Genomic DNA, 15,988 nt, shown 5'->3' with positions numbered 1-15,988 from the left:
CCATGCCCCGCCCCGAGCACACTACTCACTCTATCGCCCTCGGGGCGGGGCATGGGGCAAAGCCTCCCCTTCCTAGAGATAGAAGTCCCCCATTCGCCTGAGCCCCCGGGGGCTGGTGCTCAGGGGGGAACTACCAAGAAGTGGGGATATTCTCCTAGAGGGGCAACAAAAGGGTATCCCTCAGCTGTTTATAGAGTGTAGAACACTCCTAGGAGGGGCGTCTCACCAAGCCCCCTCCCCCGAGCGCCTCATAGGAAGATAGGTGTATAGAGGACAATATGCTAGGAAAGGATCAATCGAGATGGCAGGAGCGATGGCTGTGGCTCCTGGTCCTCGTCGGCGCACTCCGCCTCGGCGTGGGCTATACGTATGCCCAGGAGGCACGTGGACAGCTCCCCAATGGACTAAGCTACATCATCCGACATAATGCCGAGCCGAGGCAGAAGGCCGAGTGCTGGCTCGTCCTACGTCTTGGCTCTGGTGTACAAGAGCCCGGGGAGGAGGGGGTCGCCCACTTCCTCGAGCACCTAGCCTTCGCCGGCAGTCAGCACTTCCCCGGGCAGGGGATCACCCGCTACGCCGAGCGCCTCGGGGTACGCTATGGGATCGGCCTCAATGCGCTGACGGGGCACGACCGTACGGTATACATGATGTCCCTCCCTCTGGATGGGCAGGGTGTCCTAGATACGGCTATGCTGATCGTCGGGGACTGGCTCACGGGGCTACGGCTAGACAGCCTAGCGATGGAGCGGGAGCGCAGTGTGATCCGCGAGGAGATACGTGCCTACGAGCCCCCCGATCCCTTCTATAGTCTGAAGATCGGTCGGGGAGCCTACGGGCGAAGTCTCCCCATCGGCACTCCAGAGGATATAGATCGGGTACGGATAGGCACCCTGCGTCGCTTCTATGAGCGGTGGTACAGCCCGAGCCTCGCCACGGTGCTCATCGTCGGGGATGTCGATCCCCAGAGGACGGAGAGCCTCCTGAGGCGCACCCTATCCGCACTACCCGCCCGCCCCGCTCCCCCCGTGGAGGGCGAGGAGCTGACCTACGACCCCGAGTACACGCACTCGGTGCTCCCCGATACCCTCCTCTCTACCGCTACCCTTGACCTTATCTTCCCCCACCGTACTCCCCCGACACGTACCGAGGAGGAGCTCCTGCAGAGCCTGACCCAGAGGATGGCTCTGCGTGCCTGGGCACACCGCACCGACCTCATCCCGGGGATGAAGCTCACCGACCACTGGTACCTAGGACGTACGAGCCACCTGGCACTCACGCTGGAGGGCGGGCAGACGCAGGGGCTGCTACGAGATCTACGCCACGCCCTGAGTGCTCTGAGTGCCCTACAGCGTCCGGGGACGATCACCCCTCGGGAGCTCGTGGAGCTGAAGGCCCGAGCTAAGGCGAGCCTCTTCGCCCTCGGGGAGGCTACCCCCTCCGCCAGCTGGTGTGACTACTATGTGGATGAGATCCTACACGGGGACCTCTTCCTCAAGACTGATCAGGAGGTTCAGTCCCTCGCTCGGCGTATCGATGCCGTACGGGTGGAGGATCTCCAGCCCTATCTCGCCGAGTACCAGCGTCTGGTGCAGGGCAATGCCCTAGTGGCCTACAGCTACAATCCTAGACTCGGGGGGCAGACTCCCCCGACGACCACGAGCCTCAAGCAGGCCCTACAGGCAGGCCTCCAGACCCGTCGTACCCTACTGCGCTACACCCCCGAGGAGGAGGTACAGCCCACGAAGAAGCTCCAGCCCATCCCCGCCGTCCTCACCGCAGGACGTACCCCACGGGCGCATATCCTCTCCCGACGCACCTACGAGGGGATCGGGGTCACGGAGGCCTTCCTCTCCAATGGCATTCGTCTGCTCCTTCGCCCCCTAGCAGGGGCGGACTCGCTCGTACGTATAGCGATCAATCAGCCCCGAGGGCTCCGTGCCGTGCCCGATAGCCTACAGTGCCAGGTCAGTTCGCTCGCCGCCTACATGGAGCTCGGGGGGATCGAGGCGATCCCCTGTCGGGATAGCCTCATGGGGTATATGTATGATCACGGGGTCTCGATGACCCTCACGGAGGCGATGGACTGGGGGGCACTCCTAGGGACAGCTCCTACGGCAGAGACCTACCCCCTACTGCGACTGATGCGGGAGAAGATGCTTCGCCCAGAGCGAGCCTACGAGGACTTCGAGGAGATCCGTCAGGGACAGCTCGGGGAGCTCGGGCGTCCCTCTCGTCTGGGGCAGATGCTGCACCGCCAGCCCGACCGTCGGATGCTACGCCTGATAGATAGCGTGCTGGGTACCTATATCCCTCAGCGAGAGCCCGAAAGTAGGCAGGAGATCCAGTCCCTGAGCCTCGATCGGATGGTCGCCTACCACCGAGACCAGTGGTCTCGTACGGAGGGGCTGACGATCGTCGTCGTGGGGCGGTTTGACCTAGAGGAGATGCTTCATGAGATCAGCGATGTCTTCGCAGGCCTCCCCCGTCGTCCCCTCCGCCCCTTGCCCCGAGAGCGTGTCCTCAGTCCTCGCCCCGAGACGGTCATCACCCTAGAGGCTGACCAGACCGACCAGACCCTACTCCATAATATATACTACGGGAGCTACACCCCCGGGCTACGGACGGCACTACAGCTACGTATCCTACGTGAGCTCCTGCGCAATCGCTTGATCGCCCGCCTACGCTCCGAGGCAGGGATCATCTACTCCCCCTACCTCTACATGGACTATCGTCCAGAGCCTCGGCCCTTCGTCTCCCTCAGGCTGGAGACTCTCGTCCAGCCCGAGAATGCTCCGCTGGCCTGTCGCCTCATCGAGGAGCTCGTGGAGGAGCTCCGTACAAAGCCCGCTGGAGAGCAGGAGATCGCTGATATCCGCCGTACCTTCGTCGTCAATAAGCGGGAGGCCCTCACCGAGAGTAACTCCAGCGAGTGGCAGACCCTCCTGCTCTCTCTGGTGCGCAATGGGGAGCAGCTCCAGGACTTCCAGAGCTACGAGGAGATCCTTCGCTCGATTACCCCAGAGGAGCTTCGTCAGACGATCCACGAGGTGCTAGATCCCTCTCGGCACCTCATCTACTCCATCGTCCCGCAGGTGCACCACTAGGATGGGACGACAGAGCTACCCCCCTCGGACTCCTCCTAGATCGTGAGCCCGAGGGGGGTAGCTCCATGAATAACGTATCTTTGCACCCAGATCAAGGAACATCAAGTAGAATACCTAAAGGAATAGAGATATGTCTATCATCAAGTGTATCGGCGTGCTGACCTCGGGGGGAGATGCCCCAGGGATGAATGCCGCCATCCGCTCCGTCACCCGTACAGCTATCTACCACGGCATACGTGTCAAGGGGATCTATCGTGGCTACAAGGGGCTGATCACGGGCGAGATCGAGGACTTCGAGACGCAGCACGTGAGCAACATCATACAGCGTGGGGGGACGATCCTCAAGACGGCTCGTTGCCCCGAGTTCCGTACCGCCGAGGGGCGCGCTATAGCGCATGAGACAATGCGTGCTCATGGGATAGATGCTCTCGTCGTGATCGGGGGCGATGGGTCGCTCTCTGGAGCTCGGGAGTTCGCTGAGGAGTACGACATCCCCATCGTGGGTCTCCCAGGGACGATCGACAACGATCTCTATGGGACCGACCTCACGATCGGCTACGACACGGCACTGAACACCATCGTCTCGGCTGTGGACAAGATACGTGACACGGCCTCCTCGCACGAGCGTCTCTTCTTCGTCGAGGTCATGGGACGTGAGGCGGGCTTTCTGGCTCTCAACGGGGCTATTGCCTCGGGGGCAGAGGCAGCGATCATCCCCGAGTATGCCTTCGAGAAGGACCAGCTGGCCGAGACGATCGAGAACGGATTTCGCAAGACGAAGAATAGTAGTATCGTGCTCGTCTCCGAGAGCGAGAGTACAGGCGGGGCGATGAGGGTCGCAGAGCGTGTAGAGAAGGAGTACCCACAGTTCGACGTGCGGGTCGTCATCCTCGGCCATATCCAGCGTGGGGGCTCACCCAGCGCTCAGGATCGTATTATCGCTAGCCGTATGGGAGTAGCGGCGATCGAGGCTCTGATGGAGGGGCAGCGCAACGTGATGATCGGGATCGTCAATGACGACCTCGTCTACGTCCCCTTCTCCAAGGCGATCAAGAAGAATAAGCCCATCGACGAGGATCTGGTAGATGCCCTCCGTATCCTCTCTATATAGGGCGATACAGCGGGAGCTCGGAGCCTGGTACGATGTCCACCATCGTCCCCTGCCCTGGCGTCAGGCCGTCTCCGCCTACCACGTCCTACTCTCGGAGATCATCCTACAGCAGACACGAGTGGAGCAGGGGATAGGCTACTACCACCGCTTCGTCGAAGCCTTCCCGAGGGTCGAGGATCTAGCTGCGGCTACTGAGGATGAGGTGCTCCTACTCTGGCAGGGCTTAGGCTACTACAGTCGGGGGCGCAACCTCCGACGAGCTGCCCAGATCATCGTCTCGGACTACGGTGGGGAGCTCCCTCGTACGCCCGAGGAGCTCAGTCGTCTGCCTGGGGTCGGCCCCTATACCCGTGGGGCGATCCTCTCCTTTGCCTATGACCTGCCCTATCCGACGGTGGATGGGAATGTCTATCGGGTGCTCAGCCGACTCTTTGCTCTCACCGACCCCATCGACACCACAGCGGGACAGCGGGTCTACTGGGCGCTGGCCGAGTCTCTGCTGGATCGGGCTCATCCGAGCCGTCACAACCAAGGGCTCATCGAGCTCGGAGCGCTCATCTGTCTCCCCCGTCGTCCCCTCTGCGCGGAGTGCCCCGTCGGGGACTACTGCGAGGCTCGACAGAGAGGGATGCAGGAGCAGCTCCCCATCAAGCAGGGACGTACCGAGGTGCGTCCTAGATATATGTATTACTTCCTCGTACGTCTGCAGGCCGAGGGGGAGACGAGTTGCCTCATCCGTAGACGGGAGGGGCGAGACATCTGGCACGGGCTCTACGAGTATCCGCTCATCGAGTCGGGGGAGACCCCGCTGAGTGTGGAGGAGCTCTGTGAGACGAAGGAGTTCACGCAGCTACTCGGGGGACTTCGCTCCCCGAGCTTTCACCCCACCCCCCTAGCCACCCAGACCCATCGGCTCTCACATAGGCTGATCCAGGCCTCGCTCTATCTCATCGACTGTGCTGACCTCGCTGGGGCGACGGACTACCTCGTGATCCCCGAGGGGGAGCAGACGAGCTATGCCTTCCCCGTGCTGATACAGAGGCTGCGGGAGAAGATTAGATAAAATTCGCTATCTTTGTGGCTCAATTGGCTTTGCCTCAGCATAGAATAGAAATCGTACGAATAAATATAGCTAGAAAGTAAGATGAAAAGAACGTTCCAACCATCGAACAGAAAGAGAAAGAATAAGCATGGCTTCCGTGCACGTATGGCTACTGCTAACGGACGTCGTGTGCTGGCTGCCCGTCGCGCCAAGGGGCGTGCTAAGCTGAGCGTCTCAGACGAGTACTAGGCCACTTCTCTCTACATATCCTGTATTCGGACACGAAGGGAGTCTGCCGAAGCGTTCGGCAGACTCCCTTCGCCTTTTTTGTCCCTCGACCCGAGAGCGACCTTAGGGGATAATAAAGGGTGTATCTGCAAAGTCGTGTAGTCATTTATTCGTGTGTAATTTGTTCGTCTTCATGAGATTACGTAGAGGATAGGGTACTCAGAGGGCATGTACCCTAGGGGTGGAGTAGGGGAGTGGCGGTAGGTAACCGACTCGTATGTAGCACTTTGACTTCGTGAAGAATTTAATTAGGTCTATATCTTCTTTTTCTAAGAGAAAATACATACATTTGCCAACAACAGAGGAGAGGTCACGACGGAGCCTTAAAGAAAGGTGACCCCCCAAGGCTTAATTAGAAAATAAAGAGGACAAGCTCCAGGGCAAATGAATACATAAGAAGACAAAGTATATAGCATCAACAAAGACAACATCGGGAATAAACGACTAGTATCGAACACTAACAACTACACTCATGAGAAAAAGCGTACTATCCCTACTGCTCCTCTTCCTAACAATAGGAGTAGCGTGGGCACAGAAGAAGCAGATCACGGTCACTGGTACCGTGCTCTCCGCGATGGACAAGGAGCCTCTCATCGGAGCGAGTGTCGTGTGTACCGACTATCCTAATATAGGCGGCATCACCGATACCAACGGACACTTCTCCCTCAAGGTACCTGAGGGCTCGCGTACCCTCACCATCAGCTGTATCGGACACCTCACCCAGAAGGTGTCCATCACAGGCAAACCCATCACCATCACCCTCCCCGTGGAGGAGCGATCCACTGATGAAGTCGTCGTCGTGGCCTATGGTACTCAGAAGAGACAGAGCCTCGTAGGGGCACAGGCCTCCCTCGGCGCCAAGCAGCTAGCCTCTCGCCCCGTGGCCAATGTCTCCTCCGCCCTAGCTGGAGCTGCCCCAGGGGTACAGGTCACGACCTCCTCTGGTCAGCCAGGTGCGGGTGCGGAGATCCGTATCCGAGGCTTCGGCTCGATCAATGCCTCCTCCAGTCCTCTGATCGTCGTCGATGGTGCTGTCTTCCACGGATCACTCTCTGAGATCCCCGCCGAAGATATCCAAAACCTCTCTATCCTCAAGGACGCTGCCTCTACAGCGCTCTACGGCTCGAGCGCAGGGAACGGGGTCATCCTCGTGACGACCAAGCGTGGCGCAATGGGAGCCTCTCAGGGGATCCCTACCTTTACCTTCTCGATGCACCAGGGCTTCTCTCAGCGTGGTCTGCCCTCCTACGACCGAGTAGGTGTCATGGATCACTACAAGCTCCGCTGGCAGCAGTGGTACAACCACTACAACCTCAATGCCCGCAAGCCCAATGGTATGTCCGAGGACGACTGGCAGACCTATATCAAGCAGCAGGCTGCCCTCGACGTATATGAGAGCCTCAAGTACAATCCCTATGCTGGGATCAATACGTGGTACCAGCTCAATAACGCTGGGGAATATGAGCTCTCCAAGACCTATGATGTAAATAAGAAACCTATCCCTGCCATCATGATGCCCAATGGGCAGATGAACCCTGAGATCAATGGACTCCTATGGGGCGACGACCTCGACTGGGAAAAGGCTCTATATAAGAACGGATATCGCCAGGAATATACCCTCAGTGGCGGGATGAATACCGAGCGTATGAAGTCCTTCATCTCGCTGGGCTACCTAGATGAGAATGGCTTCCTAGTGAAGACGAACTTCAAGCGCTACACGGGACGTGCTAACCTCAGCTACGACGTACGCAGCTACCTGACCCTCGGTGGTAGTGTGAGCTTTGCTCATACCCATGCCCAGTCCCCTGGGACACTCGGCTCCTACACCTCTAATATGCCGAACTTCGTGCAGAACATCGCTCCTATCTATCCGATGCACCTGCGCAATGAAAAGGGGCAGTACGTGGACGAGAAGAACAACGTGCTCCAGCCAAAGGATCGTATCTACGACCACTCTAAGGGACGCCCCTACGCTCCTGGCTTCAATGCTATCGAGACCTCCTTCAGAGACCTCAAGTTGTCTGAGAAGGATGCTATCAACACCCGAGCCTTCGTAGAGATCAAGCCGATCACAGGGCTGAAGTTCCAGACGACGCTCTCCTATGATCTGACGAACGCTAAGAGCAAGCACCGTCGTAATAACGTCATGGGTGACCAGCCCCAGGGGATGCTCGAGTACGGTACCTACCGTGAGACCTCACTGACCTTCAACCAGCTCCTCTCCTATCAGAAGACCATCGACAAGCACGAGTTCGAGGGCTTGATCGGGCACGAGAACTACGACTACGTCTACGCTGAGCTCGAGGGGCAGAAGGATAACCTCAAGCTCGTAGAGACCGACGAACTCTCCGCCTACAATAGGATCGTAGGCCTAACGTCCAATACCGCTACCTACCGTAAGGAGGGGTACTTCGGACGTATCAACTACAGCTACGATGGGCGGTACAACCTCTCTGCCTCCTACCGCCGAGATGGCTCCTCTCGCTTTGCTCGTAACCGCCGCTGGGGGAACTTCTGGTCTGTAGGTGCTGGGTGGAACGTCTCCTCCGAAGCCTTCATGAAGGATGTTAAGTGGGTCAATGAGCTCAAGCTCCGTGCCTCGATCGGGGCTACAGGGAATGACGGTCTCTCGGGCTACTACCCCTATCAGACCCTATATAGCCTGTCTCGTAGCAACTACAACGAGCCCGGGCTAGGCATGTCTACCTTCGGGAATAGAGATCTCGTCTGGGAGTCTCAGATGAACTCAGATATAGCACTAGACTTCGCCCTCTTCAAGCGGGTACGTGGTACGGTCGAGTTCTTCAATAAGGAGTCTCGTGACCTCCTCTTCGGCTACAAGCTCCCTGCCTCCTCTGGTGTGAGCTCTCAGACGAGGAATATCGGTAAGGTGCGTAACTATGGTATCGAGGCCGACCTCTCGGTCACAGTCCTTAGTCTCAAGGACTTCGAGTGGCGCGTCGGAGCTAACGCTACGTTCCTCAAGAACAAGATCCTTCGCCTACCAGATGCCAACCGAGATGATGGTATCGAGACGTCCTACTACAAGTACATGGAGGGACGTAGCCGCTACGAATATTACCTCAATGAGTACCTCGGGGTAGACCCTGCCGACGGACGTGCGATGTACCGCCTCGACAAGGAAAAGTTCCCCAGCGAACCAGGGGTCAATAACAAGGAGTGGGCTACCTACACCAAGGATGGGCTGAAGGCCAAGAAGCACTTCGCCGGCACATCTATCCCCGACGTCTACGGGGGCTTCTCCACCTCGGTCTCCTATAAGGGGATTACCCTGAGTGCGAGCTTCTCCTATCAGCTCGGGGGCAAGACCTATGATGGTACTTATCAGGATCTGATGGCTCGCGACCTCGCTGGAGGACGTGCCATGCACAAGGATCTCTACAGAGCCTGGAAGAAGCCTGGGGATATCACCGACGTACCGGCTCTTACAGCTCAGAGCAAGGAATACTCCACCCTTACCTCTGACCGCTTCCTCATCTCCTCCTCTGCCCTTGCTCTGAAGAATGTTTCCCTCAACTACGTCGTCCCTGAGGTATTCACCAAGAAGCTTGGCCTAAAGGGGATCGCCCTAGGTGCTGCTGCCGAGAATATCTTCCTCATCTCTGCCCGTAGAGGAATGAACCCTATGAATGGATACACTGGTGTCCTAGGAGCTGCTGGGTACAGCATCGCTCGTACCTTCACGACCTCTCTGAAAGTAACATTCTAACTAGACTGTGATCATTATGAAACTCTTCAGATATATCCTAGTCTGCTCCCTCGGAGCCCTTGCCCTTACCTCCTGTAAGGGGGACTATCTCGATACAGCTCCGACGAGCTCCGTGGGCGAAGGGGTCGCTGAGCACACTCCTACCGGGGTCATCGCCCTAGTAAATGGGATACATAATATGATGTACTCCTATAACTTTGGGCAGGCCTTTGGCGTCGGTATCCCCTCGCTCAACTATCAGCTCGATATGATTGGTGATGACGTCATCAATTCTCGTGCAGCATACTACATGGGAGTATACCGCTGGACAGACCATCGCTGGTCACAGAAAGGAGAACGGATCAACTACAAGGCCTGGGACTGCTACTACACCATCATCCAGCAGGCTAATACAGCCATCTACAGCTACAAGAACTATCTTTCGAAGGAGGAGCGTTTGCAGGCTGCGGTAAAGTATGCTTATGGCGAGGCCCTTGGTCTTAGAGCCTATGCCTACCACTGTCTCATACAGCTCTTCGCCAAGCGGTACGATGCCTCTACCGCAAGCCAAGACCTCGGGGTCATCCTGCGTACGGATGCGAACTACGCCACACAGTATGGTCCCGCTCCTCGGGCTACCGTAGCTGCCGTCTACGACCAGATCGAGGCGGACCTCAAGGCGTCTATGGACGAGCTCAAGCCACCCACGGAACAACGTGAGACACGCAATCACCTGACCTACTCCGTCGTCGCAGGTATCGCAGCTCGAGTCGCGATGTGTAAGGCCGACTATGCCCAGGCAAAGACGTATGCTCAGGCTGCTATCGCTGATCAGACACATAGCCTCAATGGAGCCTCTCTCACCAAGGGCTTCAATGACTATACTGCTCCAGAGTGGATGTGGGGCTATCGCCAGGCGGAGGATCAGAACTACTTCTTCAATAGCTTCTACGCACAGTACGGCTACAACTTCAATGCTCATAATAGAGGCCTGAGGTTCGCAGTCAATCGTACCCTCTACAATCAGCTCGGGGCGAAGGATGTCCGCCGCAAGTGGTTCGTCTGTGCGGATCTCGGGGATAAGATCCCTGACGATGCAGCCCCAGAGTATTTCAAGGTTGCTAAGGGGGCTAATGAATGGGAAGTCACAGGACAATGTATTAAGTTCAAGGCTCAAGGACCTAAGAGTTCCTTCGGGGACGTGGTCGTCATGCGTGTGGCTGAGATGTACTATATCCTAGCCGAGGCTCAGGCTCGCCTAGGCGAGGAGAGCGATGCTCAGAAGACCCTCTATACGATCGTCAAGACCCGTGATGCGGACTTCACCCAGCCCACGGAGACGGGGACAGCACTCATCGATAAGATCCTACTGCATAAGCGTATGGACCTGATTTATGAGGGTGTCCGCTTCTTCGATATGAAGCGCCTAGGGACGCCTCCTAAGCGCCTAGAGGCAGCCAACTTCGATATCATAAAGACCTTCGTCGGGCTGAATGCCTACAAGGTCGCTATCGAGCGTAACTCGGGAACCAACGCTTCGGATATACCGACGACAATAGACGACCCCCGCTGGCAGTTCGCTATCCCCTACGACGAAATCGTCGGGAACAAGCTCTGCGCGCCGAACCCCTAGTCCCTGCGACTAACCTACGGAAGCCCTATCCTAGAGAAAAGAGATAGATACGTTCCTATTCTATTTACTGATCTGCAGCTGCGCCAGTCCTACCATCTGTGTAGGGCTGGCGTAGCCCTTTTTGTCCGTCCCCTCCCTCGTGTCCGTGCCTCTGAGCCTCTCTAGGCTTCTCCCTTTGTTCCCTCTTTGCCTCCAGCGTGTCCCTTATCCCTTTGCCTCCCTCGTGTCTGCTCCTCCGCCTCTATTGGCACTGCTCTTAGCTCCCAGTGTATCCTCTCGTGCCTGCAGTCTCCTACGGCATTTCCTTGGTCTAAGGCCTCCTCCCGCATACTCTTCGGGGAGGCTAGTGGGGCTTGCGGGCAATCCTTGGTGATATAATCCTTGGCGATGCAGTCCTTGGCGATGTAATCCTTGGTGGTGTAATCCTTGGTGATATAATCCTTGGCGATGCAGTCCTTGGCGATGTAATTCTTGGTGAGTGTAGTCCTTGGTGGTGCAGTCCTCGGTGACCTAGTCCTTCACGCCTCTATATAATCGTCCCGCCCTCACCCTCCTTCATGCAGCGTATGCACTGCGTGACGGAGGGTGAGGGCGGGACGTGTCTGTATATATGCCTTCGGGGATGCTACTTCTCCCTCAGGACGAGGTCTACACGGCGGGCAGAGACAAGCTCTTCCGCTTGGTGATCGACACCTCCGGCGACACTCTCGATACGATCTGGAGTGATGCCGTGGTTCAGGAGGTAGGTGCGCACGGCTCGACTTCTCCGCAGGGAGAGTAGGTCGTTGAGGTCTGCGTTCCCCTCGGGGGAGGCATAGCCGGTCAGGGTGACCTTAGTCGTAGTGCGATAGTTCAGCGCCTGTATGGCTCTGTCAAGGGTCTGCTGACTCTCCGCCGAGAGCTTGCTCTGCCCGACTCCGAAGAAGACCTGCCACCTCTGGAGCATATTGGGGTTCTCGGGCTGCTCTACGATCTCTACGATCGTGTCCGTACGGACGATCGGCTGGGCAGGTGTCAGGGGTGTCAGGGGCGTGACCGGCATCACGGGGGTGACGGGCGGGAGTGCCTTGACGGCCTCTGCCGGAGTCGGCTGAGTCTGAGCAGGGGTAGGCTGAGCCTTGGCCTCGTCGAGGGCGGCACGTAGGCTCGAGATCTCCTGCTGTAGGCGGTAGAGGAGGGAGTCGTTCTGCTCCTTCTGTACGATGGCTGTCCGCTCTACGATGCGCTCCGTCTTGCTGGGGCGATTCGTATGGATCGTCGTCGACGTATGGGTGCTACGGGTGCTGGGCTCCTCCTGGCGGGACTGGAGCAGGAGCTGTATGGCCTGCTCTAGCCGATCCAGTCGGGCATCTGTAGCTTCGGAGTACGGGGCGACGGGAGCGGTACGGCGCTGAGGCTCGTACGGCTGGATGTAGAAGACCTCAGGGGACTGTGGCTGACGCTGTGGGGAGGCCTGTGGACGAGCCTGCCCCTTCGATCGGGCGGGTCGTGCCTCGGAGCGGCTAGGCCGCACCTCGGGCTGGCTAGGCTGTGCCCCGGGAGCGATATAGACGGGTCTCTCTGGGGGGAGGGCGCCTAGCCCAAGGGCGTTGAGGAGCATCTGGAGCTTCAGTAGCCGAAGGTGCTCTGCCGTGAGCTCGCTCTGTCGCTGGGTGTGCCCTTTCGTGCGGTAGGCCTCAGCTATGGCACGTAGCCCAGCGACTAGCTCATCCTCCGTCAGCGTGATCAGCGTGTCTGGTGCCGCCTGCCTCGCTAGCGTGGAGCACTGGGTCGGGCACTGGGCCTGACCTAGCTGCACCGAGGCTAGGAGGGTGAGGGCGACGAGGAGGGATCTGGACTTCATCAGTGTCTCGAGGATCTAGGGCTAGAAGTGGAAGCGATAGCCGACTGCTAGCTGATTGTTGCGGAAGGCGCCACGGACGGTGTAGTCGATGTAGAGGCCACCGCCGAGGACCTTGTTGAGGGAAGTACCTACCACGTAGTTCGGGAGGAAGCGACCGACACCCCCGACCTTGTTGTAGCCGAGCCCGACACCGAGATAGGGGGTGAGGGATTCGGAGAAGAGGGCGGGAAGATTATAGCGGAGGTTTGCATTGATCCCGTAGTGCTTCCCATCACCGAGCCCGTAGTAGGCATCGGGGACGAGGTCGAAGCGGGAGCCATGGAGCTGTAGGTGGGCACGTACCCCGACGTTGAGGCCGAAGGCGTCTCCGAAGTTAGGCCCTGCGAAGACCGAGATGCCCGAGACACGGACAGCAGAGGCTTCGTGGGTACGTACCTCCTGGACGTGATCCTGACTCTGTCGCTCCTGCTCTGCGATGATCGCAGGGTGTTCGACGACCTGTATGGTGCTGGAGTCTGGAGCCTGAGCGTGGTACTCGGCAGCCTGGGCAGGCTGATGCTCGGGGGCACGATCCTCTCTGAGCTCGAGAGCGATAGGGGCTACGTTCAGAGCCTTGGCCTGAGCCTCGCTGATAGCGTCTAGGCGGTCGATGACCTGGTCGAGGCGCTTGATCAGGGCGATGCTGGCGTCTACGGCCTTAGCGTCCTCCTTCTTCTCGCTCTGTACCTGCTGAGCCTGCTGGGGCTGAGCGACCTGCTGACCCTGGAGCTGTAGGGGCTGTAGGGCGAGCCCATTCAGACGATACTGACCCTGATAGAGGGCATTCAGTAGGAGGATCTTGTCGAGGTCGGAGAGGTTGCTATTCGTCACCTCGTTCACACCCAGGCTCGTGCTCTGGGTCTGCTGACCTTGGTTGACCTCGCTGATGACACGGCGTACGAGCTGCTCGAATTGGCCTGTGGTCAGGGTCACCGTACGAGAGCCCTTGCCACGCTGGCAAGCATCGCCTGCCTGATCGCACTTCTTCCCCTCGGGCTTGTCCCCGTGCTTCGTGCTGGGGGTAGCGTGGGAGGTAGCATCGACACGAGCCCCGTCCTTGTCATCACGATCGTAGCCCTTGGCGTCACGGTAGTGGTCGTGGTCGCGGTCGTCACGGCGTCGGTCCGTAGCTTCGTGATCACGCTCTGGGGTGCTCTGTGCGTGGGCGACAGCGAGCTGATCGGTATGCTGGTCGACCGTAGAGATGCGGTCACGTAGGTCTTCCTTCTCACGCAGGACACGGGTCACGGTGATGGTGTCTCGGCGGGAGACGGCCTCGGCGAGCTCCTTGTTCAGCTTATTGATACGAGCGTCGTAGGAGGCACGTAGCTCGTTGAGCTCACGTAGGTTCGCTTCGTTGGCCTCAGAGACGGCTGTGGAGACATTGCGTGCGCTGTAGTCCTCGTAGAGGGCTCGACCGCTCTGGGCGGAGCGACCGAGGTTGATGCGCAGACCTGCCTGGTAGAAGGTGCTGACCCGCACGTGCTCAGGCGAGGTGACGTTGGTGATGTCGGGGTTGCCACGCTGGGTCAGCATCGCATTGACGTTCCCGTGGAGGGCGACATAGCGGTGCAGAGGGATCTCTAGCCCTGCCCCCCCGAAGAGGAAGAGGCCGCTCTTAGGATCGACCCCGTTGCCCGAGCCGACGTAGCGCTTGCTAGCGTCGAGGTAGCCCGCCCCGAGGTTGAGGTAGGGGGTGAGGCCGAGGGGCATATTCAGGCGAGCCACGAAGTTACCCCCGTACATAGCGAGCTCCTTATTGACCTTGAGGTTCAGCGTATTGGGCTGCTCGGTAGCGATGTAGTAGAAGCCACGCAGACCGAAGATCGGGGAGAAGTCCACCCCGGCATTTCCGCCGAAGAACCACTGATCAGCGAAGCCCGTGCTCTCAGCGAAGTTCACGTAGGCCACACCGGGCTCGACGACGAACTTCAGGCCACGGAAGCCACCCGTGTACATGCTCTTGTAGGCACGTGAGACGGCGTCGGCGGGGCGGTAGGTGCTCCCCCCGAAGTAGAGGTCGAGCGAGGCCTGACCCGTCCAGTTGTGCAGGAGCTTATTGCCACTGGTGGGGGAGGCGAGGAAGCGGTTGTTGGGGTTGACGTTGAACATCAGGTCGCGTCCCTCGAGCGAGAGGGCGACACGTCGTCCGAGGTTGAACTTCAGTCCGAGTCCCCCAGCGCCGTAGATCTGCTCCTCCTTGTAGTCGGTCGGCATACCTACCTGAGGTGTCCCCGTGTAGGTGAACTTCATGACCCCACCACCAGCGGTGAGGTAGGGGGTGAAGAAGGCGTTGGACCAGAGGTTGAGCTTGAGCTCACCGCCGTAGCGCTCGACCTGAGCGTTGGCATCCTCTAGTTTGTCCAGCCACTTGGCGAGCCAAGCGGGGCTGGAGGCACCTTTGCCCTTGAGGTCAAAGCTGCGTTCGTATAGGCCACGCACCTCGAAGAGTGGGCCAAAGCCGAAGCCTGCACGCACGCCCCAGTAGGGTGCGTCTCCTAGGTTCAGCTTACTGTCCCAGTGCGTGTAGCCTGCCACGGGTGCCACGGTGAAGCTTACGTCCTGCACCTGGGCTCGAGCTACCGTACCAAGTCCTGCTACGAGGGCGGTGCTCAGTACAAGTGTTAGTTTCTTCATACTTAGTCTATTATTTGTCTATGTTACGCGAAGCAAAGCCCCCTTACGCGCGTTTGGTGAAGTGGGCAAGCAAATACCAATTCTCATGCAACGAAGCGACGACCCTCTTGGCCGTGCCCCCGGTAAGTAAAAACAAGCGGGCTTATTTTGTTTGCTTTTATTACGAATTCGTCCATCTTGTCGACAATGTCCCCTCTTTACAACGTTCGCTTAGAATTATCTAAGTGTCTGGTATAAAGAGGGTGTCATGTGTAATGGGACATCGAAGCAATCTTCCCTAATACAAAGATATACAAAAGACCGTAAATCATCTCCTTACCTCCTCTTTTTTCTCTTTTCACCCCTCCCCGAGGGGGCTCATGACAACCTATAATTATCCCCTAAGGGCTCTAGGTAAGAACGTTTTCGCCCTCTCGAGATGATTGATAGACAGGATGTTGCACAGAGGGGATGATGGGGAGAATGGAGGGGTAGGGACGACGGAGGATTAGACGAAAGGGGCTACCCCTGAGGGTAGGGTCTCTCTCGGGGGAGAAGACGGAGGGGGGCTACCCCCGAGAGAGACCCTACCCTCAGGGG

The 15,988-nt window shown here is 58.3% G+C and carries 8 protein-coding genes; 6 read left to right on the top strand and 2 right to left on the bottom strand.

Translation table 11 applies throughout. The annotated features are described in order from the left end of the window. The first annotated feature begins 278 nt into the window (after positions 1–278). From QZ170_RS08300 to QZ170_RS08275, 6 genes are all read left to right on the top strand, one after another. Positions 279–3,107: a M16 family metallopeptidase gene (locus QZ170_RS08300; RefSeq protein ID WP_297179800.1), complete on the top strand. Its 2,829-nt coding sequence runs from the start codon at positions 279–281 to the stop codon at positions 3,105–3,107. A 130-nt stretch (positions 3,108–3,237) separates the two neighbouring features. After that, entirely contained in the window at positions 3,238–4,218 is a 981-nt protein-coding gene (gene pfkA, locus QZ170_RS08295; protein WP_297179798.1) for a 6-phosphofructokinase, read from the top strand. After that, positions 4,193–5,281 carry an A/G-specific adenine glycosylase gene (gene mutY, locus QZ170_RS08290; protein ID WP_297179795.1) on the top strand — a complete coding sequence of 363 codons (1,089 nt, stop codon included), beginning with the start codon at positions 4,193–4,195 and terminating at the stop codon, positions 5,279–5,281. Before pfkA ends, mutY begins: the two co-directional genes overlap by 26 nt. An 81-nt stretch (positions 5,282–5,362) precedes the next feature. After that, on the top strand, positions 5,363–5,509 hold the full coding sequence (gene rpmH, locus QZ170_RS08285; protein WP_009432805.1) for a 50S ribosomal protein L34: 147 nt from the start codon (positions 5,363–5,365) through the stop codon (positions 5,507–5,509). Between the two features lie 511 nt (positions 5,510–6,020). After that, positions 6,021–9,278 (top strand): SusC/RagA family TonB-linked outer membrane protein, encoded by a 3,258-nt coding sequence (locus tag QZ170_RS08280; RefSeq protein ID WP_297179791.1) that lies wholly within the window; start codon positions 6,021–6,023, stop codon positions 9,276–9,278. 16 nt (positions 9,279–9,294) lie between these two features. Next, positions 9,295–10,890 carry a RagB/SusD family nutrient uptake outer membrane protein gene (locus QZ170_RS08275; protein ID WP_297179788.1) on the top strand — a complete coding sequence of 532 codons (1,596 nt, stop codon included), beginning with the start codon at positions 9,295–9,297 and terminating at the stop codon, positions 10,888–10,890. Between the two features lie 625 nt (positions 10,891–11,515). Here the strand turns inward: QZ170_RS08275 and QZ170_RS08270 are convergent. Next, the gene (locus tag QZ170_RS08270) at positions 11,516–12,733 is read right to left on the bottom strand and encodes an OmpA family protein (protein ID WP_297179786.1); all 1,218 of its coding nucleotides are present in this window, start codon (positions 12,731–12,733) and stop codon (positions 11,516–11,518) included. Between the two features lie 21 nt (positions 12,734–12,754). Further along, positions 12,755–15,409 (bottom strand): outer membrane beta-barrel protein, encoded by a 2,655-nt coding sequence (locus QZ170_RS08265; protein ID WP_297179784.1) that lies wholly within the window; start codon positions 15,407–15,409, stop codon positions 12,755–12,757. Between the last annotated feature and the right edge of the window lie 579 nt (positions 15,410–15,988).

This window comes from uncultured Porphyromonas sp., from assembly GCF_905372525.1.
Taxonomy (GTDB): domain Bacteria; phylum Bacteroidota; class Bacteroidia; order Bacteroidales; family Porphyromonadaceae; genus Porphyromonas.
Note: the sequence above shows the minus strand (reverse complement) of the source record. Positions and strands in the feature narration are given on the sequence as shown.